This window comes from Vibrio sp. V19_P1S1T109 (assembly GCF_002241375.1).
Taxonomy (GTDB): Bacteria; Pseudomonadota; Gammaproteobacteria; order Enterobacterales; family Vibrionaceae; genus Vibrio; species Vibrio anguillarum.
In genome coordinates this window covers 43841-51993 of record NZ_NDIM01000005.1, presented here as the reverse complement: position 1 = coordinate 51993, position 8153 = coordinate 43841, and the positions used below count along the sequence as shown (strand labels likewise).

The following is an 8153-nucleotide window of genomic DNA, read 5'->3' as shown; positions in this document are numbered from 1 at the left end:
GATTATGATCACAAATGATAAGGTTTTAATTTGCGGAGCAAAATTAATATCATAAACTGAGTTTGACTAAATTGAGCGACTAAAATAAGTGGCTCAACCAAATACAAAAAATCCTAAATCCTATAGGGGGAACTTAAGGTGAATATTCTTGGATATGCACAGAAGCTAGGTAAAGCGCTTATGCTACCTATCGCAACACTACCAGTTGCGGCGCTTCTACTACGACTAGGTCAACCAGATCTACTAGACATCGCATTTATGGCAGCAGCTGGTAATGCGATCTTCAGCCAACTACCGCTACTATTTGGTTTAGGTATCGCAATCGGTCTCTCTAAAGACGGTAACGGTGCTGCAGGTCTTGCCGGTGCGGTTGCTTACTTCGTACTAACTGCTACAGCAGCAACAATCGACGCAAGCGTTAACATGTCATTCTTTGGTGGTATCATTGCAGGTATCATCGCTGGTCACTCTTACAACGCTTTCCACATGACACGTCTTCCTGAGTGGTTGGCATTCTTTGCAGGTAAACGTCTAGTTCCTATCATGGCTGGTCTGTTTGCTCTAGTGATGGGTGCGGTAATGGGGGTTGTATGGCCTTCAATTCAAGGCGGTCTTGATGCTTTAGCTCACGCAGTATCAACTTCAGGCTCTCTTGGTCAATTCGTATACGGTACTCTTAACCGTGCACTGATCCCTGTAGGCTTACACCATGTACTGAATTCTTATTTCTGGTTCGGTATGGGTTCTTGTCAAGAGATCATCATCTCTAGCGCCTCTGCTGCTAGTCAAGCTCTACCATCGCTAAAACAGCTGTGTGTTGATCCTGCTCTAGCGAAAACTTTAGTTGCTGGCCAAGAGTACACCTTTAACTTTGTTAACTCTGTAACGCCTGAAATTACAGCAACTGTTAACACTGTAACTGAAACCATCAAGTCTGGTGACCTACACCGCTTCTTTGGTGGAGACAAATCTGCTGGCGTATTCATGAACGGATTCTTCCCAGTAATGATGTTTGGTCTACCTGGTGCTGCCCTTGCAATGTACCTAGCGGCACCTGCTGAAAAACGTCACCAAGTCGGTGGAGCACTATTCTCAGTAGCATTCTGTTCATTCCTAACAGGTATTACAGAGCCTTTAGAGTTCATGTTTGTGTTCCTAGCGCCAGCTCTATATGCAATGCACGCTGTGTTTACTGGCCTATCTCTTGTGGTAGCTAACATGTTTGGTACTCTGCACGGCTTCGGCTTCTCTGCAGGTCTAATCGACTTCCTACTAAATTGGGGCCTAGCGACTAAACCACTAGTACTTCTACTAATCGGTCTTGGTTTTGGTGCTCTATACTTTTTCACTTTCAGCTTCGCTATCCGCGCTTTCAACTTGAAATCGCCAGGTCGTGAAGATGACGACGAAGTGGCGGGTCCAACTGGTGAATCGGTAAAAGGTGACCTAGCTCGTCAATACCTAAAGGCACTTGGTGGTCACGATAACCTGACATCAATCGATGCTTGTATCACTCGTCTACGTCTTACCCTAAAAGACCGTACTGTGGCTAACGAAGATGTTCTTAAGAAGCTTGGTGCGAAAGGTGTAGTTAAATTGGGTGAGAACAACCTACAAGTTATATTAGGTCCTTTGGCTGAGATTGTTGCCAGTGAAATGAAAGCTGTCAGCCCAAACGAAGATCTTTCTAGCGTGAAACTTCCTTAGTCTTAATCGCAACGGATGATTAGGTTATTTTAAAGCCTCTGCTTCATGCAGAGGTTTTTCTTATTCATCAAATGAGCGCTATTCAAATTTAAGGCTGCCCACAAAGGTAGCTTTTGCCTATTTCTTACGCCCTTTGCCTGAAATTTTGCTTAGCCTAGCCAGACAAAAGGCAATGTCTTGAAATAATCGCAGGAAATGCCCACTTTTTATTGTGCAAGAGCGGATAATTGTGGATCATTAGCGACAAACTTTCTGTTTCTGCAAGCATTACTGCTCTTACATACAGAAAAATCTTCTGACGATACTAAATAATTTTGAGGTGCTATAGATGAGTGAAGCTGAGGCTCGTCCATCGAATTTTATTCGCCAAATCATTGATAAAGATTTAGCGGATGGCAAACACACAAGTGTGCATACTCGTTTTCCGCCCGAGCCAAATGGTTACCTGCACATCGGTCATGCTAAATCTATCTGCTTAAACTTTGGTATTGCTCAGGACTATCAGGGACAGTGTAATTTACGTTTTGACGATACAAACCCTGAAAAAGAAGATATGGAGTACGTTGAGTCAATCAAAGCCGACGTGAAATGGCTCGGCTTCCAATGGTCTGGTGATGTTTGTTATTCGTCAGATTATTTTGACAAATTATACCAATACGCGGTTGAGTTGATCCAAAAAGGTCTGGCTTATGTTGAAGAGCTCAGTCCAGAAGAGATCCGTGAATATCGAGGTACATTGACTCAAGCAGGTAAGCCAAGTCCGTACCGCGATCGCAGCATTGAAGAAAACCTAGCGCTATTTGAGAAAATGCGCGCTGGTGGTTTCGAAGAAGGCAAAGCGTGTTTACGTGCCAAGATTGACATGGCGTCATCCTTTATGGTGATGCGCGATCCTGTGCTTTACCGTGTTCGTTTCGCAGAGCATCACCAAACGGGTAATAAATGGTGCATTTATCCAATGTACGATTTTACCCACTGTATCTCGGATGCCTTGGAAGGGATCACGCACTCAATTTGTACCCTAGAGTTTCAAGATAACCGCCGTCTGTACGATTGGGTGTTGGAAAATATCACGATTGATTGTCGACCACATCAGTATGAGTTTAGCCGTTTAAACCTTGAATACACGGTAATGTCTAAGCGTAAACTAAACCAGCTGGTTACGGAAAAATTAGTGGATGGTTGGGATGACCCACGTATGCCGACGATTTCAGGTTTACGCCGCCGTGGATTCACACCAGCATCGATTCGTGAGTTTTGCAAACGCATAGGTGTGACAAAACAGGAAAATATGATCGAATTCAGTTCGTTAGAGTCTTGTATCCGTGAAGACTTAAACGAACATGCGCCTCGCGCCATGGCGGTTCTTGACCCTGTAAAAGTGGTGATAGAAAACTTTGAGGCGGGTAAAGTCGAGACGTTAACGCTGGCAAATCATCCAAACAAGCCTGAAATGGGCGAACGTGAAGTTCCATTTACTCGCGAATTGTGGATTGAACGTGAAGATTTCCGTGAAGAAGGCAACAAGAAATACAAACGTTTAGTGCTAGGCAAAGAAGTTCGCTTACGCGGCGCTTACGTAATAAAAGCAGAGCGCATTGAAAAAGATGCACAAGGCAATATTACGACAATATTCTGCACTTACGATGTGGATACTCTGGGTAAAAACCCGGCTGATGGACGCAAAGTAAAAGGTGTTATTCATTGGGTATCCGCCGATAAAGCCTTGCCAGCTGAAATTCGTTTGTATGATCGCCTATTTACCGTTCCCAACCCGGCGGCGGCTGACAACTTTGCCGAAACCATTAACCCAGATTCATTGGTTAAAATTAATGGTTTTGTTGAGCCTAGTTTGGCTGCTGCGGGCGCAGAACAAGGTTATCAGTTTGAGCGCATGGGTTATTTCTGTGCTGACTCGAAAGATTCTAAACCAGAAGCGTTGGTTTTTAACCGCACAGTGGGGCTACGTGACACTTGGGCAAAAATAGACGCAGAGTAAGCTTAAGTACTATTTAAAAAGGTCAGCCAATGCTGGCCTTTCTTTTTATTATGGTACTGTTTTTGTCTGAGCAAGCTCACTTAGCGGGGAAAAATGTGTGAGATTCCTGCGATTATCGTAGTCGTGACACATTTTTTACCTTGCGTCCTATAGTTTTGCTAGCGTTATCCGATATATTAAACAGATCATCGTATTTATTTATTCCAAGCACATAGCTGAGCCTTATATGCGTCAAATTTTTCAGCGTCTACTGTTGCCGATAGCAATGGTTGCCGTGACTCAGACTTCTATCGTTAGTGCCGAGAGCATTCGCCTGGTTGGGCCGAATGGTGAGATCCAGTCTTCTCCTCAATTTTCAGAAAATCTCACTCAAACTCGTAATCTTCAGCAGGCTAATAGCCAACCATCGACGTTTTTTGGGCCAACCTTAGACAGCGACACTTTGTGGTCTATTGCCACTCGACTACGTCCATCGAATAACGTCACTGTACAACAAACCCTGCTGGCCATTTATCGGCTAAACCCTCAGGCGTTCGAAAATCAAAATATTCACAGTTTGATCCCAGGTAGCAACTTACGTGTTCCATCATTGGCACAGGTAAATAGTGCGCCCACCCAAGAAGCGGTCAATATCATGGCCGCGCATCAAGCCAAATTGAATGCTAATACGGCGCAGCCAACAGCGCCTGTTACTGCTGCTTCTACAGCTTTGCCTGAAAAAACAATTGCCTCTACTGTCGCTCAACCAGTTGTTGAAAAGACGAAGAGTGAACCTGTGCTAAAAGATATTGGCACACAAGTTGCGAAATCTGATACTGAATTACTGGCGCTTGAAGAGAAAAATCATAAGTTACGTTTGATGCTGGCAGATGTTCAATCTGAAGTCGATGCACTTAAAGGAGAACTCGGTGACGAAAACCGCATTCGCTCTGAAGTTGAAAAGCTACTTGATGAAGAACGTAGGAAAGCATTAGAGGCGCAAAAGCTTGCACCAAGTGCACTTGATCAACTGCTTTCCAACTCTTGGCTGGTCGCCGCTCTCGCCCTTATTCCTGGCCTGTTAATTGGTTTACTGGTTGTGATGTTGCTTGGCCGCCGATCCAAGCCAACGGAGCAGCCTGTTGTCACTCAAGGTAATCAAGAGCCTATAACGCCAATGGCTGCTGGCAGCCTTGAAGATATTGACGATGATTTAATGCTGGATGATGACTTGTTTGGTGAGTCTGATGATAGTGAGAAGTTATTTGGTGACGACATCACACTGGATGATGAAATCGATGACAATGCTGAACAAGAATCGGACATTTTTGCCGATTTAGACGATACAGATTTAGACTTCAACCTCGAAGGTGAAGATGGCGAAGACCCATTTGCGAGTATCGGCGATGATGGTGATCTTGCTGCGGATTTAGAAGATTTGACCGCTAGCAGTAACGGCATCAGTGTTGGTGCTGACGAAAAAGCTGTCGGTCTCGATGAGATGGCGCGAGCTTTAGACGAAGCGTTATTAGATGAAGATGACGGCGAAACAGAATTTGATTTATCCGATGATGATGATTCCATTTCTGAAGACGACATTGACGCGTTATTGGCTGGAGATGATAAAGCTGAAGATCTCGGAAGCGATACTTTAGATCAATCGCTACTTGACGATTTGTTTGCCGCCAATAGTGATGACGATCATCATGATAGTTTTGACTTTGATTCATTATTGGATGAGTCCGAAGATGATTTCAACTTGGATTCAGAAGAGCCCGAGCTAGCAAAAACCGGCGGTAACTTCGATTTAAAAGAAGCAGAGCTAGCGTCGGATAGTGAACTTGATGATCTATTCGCAACGATTGAAGCGCAATCTGACCTCACCTCAATAGAAACTGATTCCTCCACTGAAACAGCGCTGCTGGATGAATTATTAGAAGAGCAAGATGAAGACGTCCTAGCAATTGATAGCGACAGTGTCGAACTGCTCGATGAGCTACTCGGTGATGATGAAGAGAGCAAGACAGACTTATCGGAAAGCACCGACTTACTTGAAGAACTTGTGCAGCCCGATAAAGACATCGCTTCGAGCGAAGAAGATATTGATGATGTTGACTTCACTGGTGATCAAACTCTGTATGAGTTATTGGGTGAAGAAGCTACGGAATCCGACATTGAAACCGAGCTGGATGAGAATAGTACAGAGCTATTGGACGAACTATTTACTGACAATGGTTCTGAATCACTTGAGTTTGAAAAGGCAGACCAAGAGCAAGAAGGTGCTGAAGATAAGGATAGTCTCGCTGAAGAAGATGGTACGGCATTATTTGAAGAGTTGCTGGAAATCGAGCAGCATGCTCAGAATATCGAAGAGACCGAACAGCAAAATAGTGAGTTGTTGGATAATGAAAACGATAGCGTTGAAGATTCCGAGTTTAACAGCGACATCTTCATTGACGATCTGCTAAGTGCCGCTCCTGAAAAAGATCCTCTACTGGATGATGAACAGATGGGAGTGATTGATGGCGACATCGATGAAGAATTTATCGACGACTCATTTGATTTTAACCCAGAAATTGAAGGGGCAAGTTATCCGGATCTGAAGCCGAATGAGGAGCAACCTCTAAGCAGCTCGACATCCCCGGAAAAAATAGAACCCGCACAGGTTAGCAAACCAGAAGTCAGCCCTAACGAATTTGGAGTTCCACAAGATGAAGACTGGGATATTGGTGAGCTAGAAGACGAAGAACCAAGCCAAGCTGATGTTGAGCCGCTTCAAACCAATTCAGCAGAATCATCGGCAAAGGACCATGTTGATGATCTCCACGATGACAAGTTAGTGGAGTTCGAAGAAGAAGATCTCCTTGCTTCCTTTAATGAGCCATCGCTAGAAGAACAGTCACAGAGCGAGCTTTCCGAAGTCCAACTGCCAGAGCAGTCAGAAGAAGACGCGCTAGCGGATGCGATAGCTGAGCCTCAAGAGACGGCGTCAGAGCCTGTTGCTCAAGAAAGTTTTGAAGCGATTGACGAGCAAGCCTTACCTGAATTTAGTGAAGAAGATGCACTTGCTTCAATTAGCGAGCCTTCTCTAGAAGAAAAGGAAGACGAGAGCGAACTTACGGATCTTGAGCTGCCAGAGTACACAGAAGAAGACGCGCTGGCGGATGCGATAGCCGAGCCTCAAGAAGCGGCGTCAGAGCCTGTTACTCAAGAAAGTTTTGAAGCGATTGACGAGCAAGCCTTGCCTGAATTCGATGAAGAAGATGCACTTGCTTCAATTAACGAGCCTCCTCTAGAAGAAAAGGAAGACGGGAGCGACCTTACGGATCTTGAGCTGCCAGAGTACACAGAAGAAGACGCGCTGGCGGATGCGATAGCCGAGCCTCAAGAAGCGGTGTCAGAGCCTGTTGCTCAAGAAAGTTTTGAAGCGATTGACGAGCAATCCTTACCTGAATTTAGTGAAGAAGATGCACTTGCTTCAATCAACGAGCCTCCTCTAGAAGAAGAAAAGGAAGACGAGAGCGACCTTACGGATCTTGAGCTGCCAGAATACACAGAAGAAGACGCGCTGGCAGATGCGATAGCCGAGCCTCAAGAAGCGGCGTCAGAGCCTGTTGCTCAAGAAAGTTTTGAAGCGATTGATGAGCAAACCTTGCCTGAATTCAGTGAAGAAGATGCACTTGCTTCAATTAACGAACCAGCACTAGAAACAGATCAACAGCCGCTTTTAGAAGATGATGAAGCAGACCAATTGCAGAGTGTTTCAAAACAGGAGTTCGATGAGAAAGCCTTAAAAGATTGGCTAGATGAGGAAAGTGTACCCTCTGCGCCATTCTCTTTTGATCGACCATTAGATGCTCGTACCATTGATAGTGCTGGTATGAATATTGATGCAATGTTAGAGGTAGGCGGTGAAGATTGGAACGGTTTTAATTTAACGCCAGATCAACAAGCTTCCATCCCAGATGACGTGCCTGAAGAAGAGCTTGCCGTTTGGAACGATGATATCCAAACCGACGAGCCTCAAATTCTTGATGAAAACTGGGGAATTCAAGATGAACTCGATGATTTTGAAGCCCAAAAGAGCCAGTACATGACCATCGATGAGCTAATGGCTCAAGTTGAGGGTGAAGAGGGGATCAGCCCTGAAGATGAAGAACTCAAGTTAGATGTTGGTTTAAGTGAATTTCCGGATGTGATTGGTGACATTGGTGATATCGATGTAGACAATAACTCTGAGGCGGCGGGTAAGCTTGACCTCGCCAAAATTTACATCGAGATGAACGATGATAAAGGGGCGATAAAACTGTTAGAGGAAGCGATTGTTGATGGTAGTGATGATATTCGACGAGAAGCGAAATCCTTGATTGACAGCATTAATCGCCGAGCTTAAAAACAAACGAGGCCGTGAATATACGGCCTCGTTGTTATTGAATAGCCTTTTCTGACTTGCAGATGACCTGAACTT

At 44.7% G+C, this 8153-nt stretch carries 3 protein-coding genes; all 3 read left to right on the top strand.

Annotated elements, in window-relative coordinates:
- The first annotated feature begins 138 nt into the window (after window positions 1–138).
- The 3 genes from nagE (at window position 139) to B9J87_RS00435 (ending at window position 8078) form a co-directional block, all read left to right on the top strand.
- Window positions 139–1707, top strand: coding sequence for an N-acetylglucosamine-specific PTS transporter subunit IIBC (gene nagE / locus B9J87_RS00445; RefSeq protein ID WP_088721053.1), 1569 nt, complete (start codon window positions 139–141; stop codon window positions 1705–1707).
- A gap of 328 nt (window positions 1708–2035) precedes the next feature.
- Window positions 2036–3706 carry a glutamine--tRNA ligase gene (gene glnS, locus B9J87_RS00440; protein WP_088721054.1) on the top strand — a complete coding sequence of 557 codons (1671 nt, stop codon included), beginning with the start codon at window positions 2036–2038 and terminating at the stop codon, window positions 3704–3706.
- Between the two features lie 226 nt (window positions 3707–3932).
- Window positions 3933–8078 (top strand): FimV/HubP family polar landmark protein, encoded by a 4146-nt coding sequence (locus B9J87_RS00435; protein WP_094149161.1) that lies wholly within the window; start codon window positions 3933–3935, stop codon window positions 8076–8078.
- Window positions 8079–8153: the final 75 nt, after the last annotated feature.

What these genes read in the sequence shown, in the direction of transcription:
- glnS (WP_088721054.1), top strand. Translation starts at nt 2,036, where the DNA reads ATGAGTGAAGCTGAGGCTCGTCCATCGAATTTTATTCGCCAAATCATT.
- B9J87_RS00435 (WP_094149161.1), top strand. Translation starts at nt 3,933, where the DNA reads ATGCGTCAAATTTTTCAGCGTCTACTGTTGCCGATAGCAATGGTTGCC.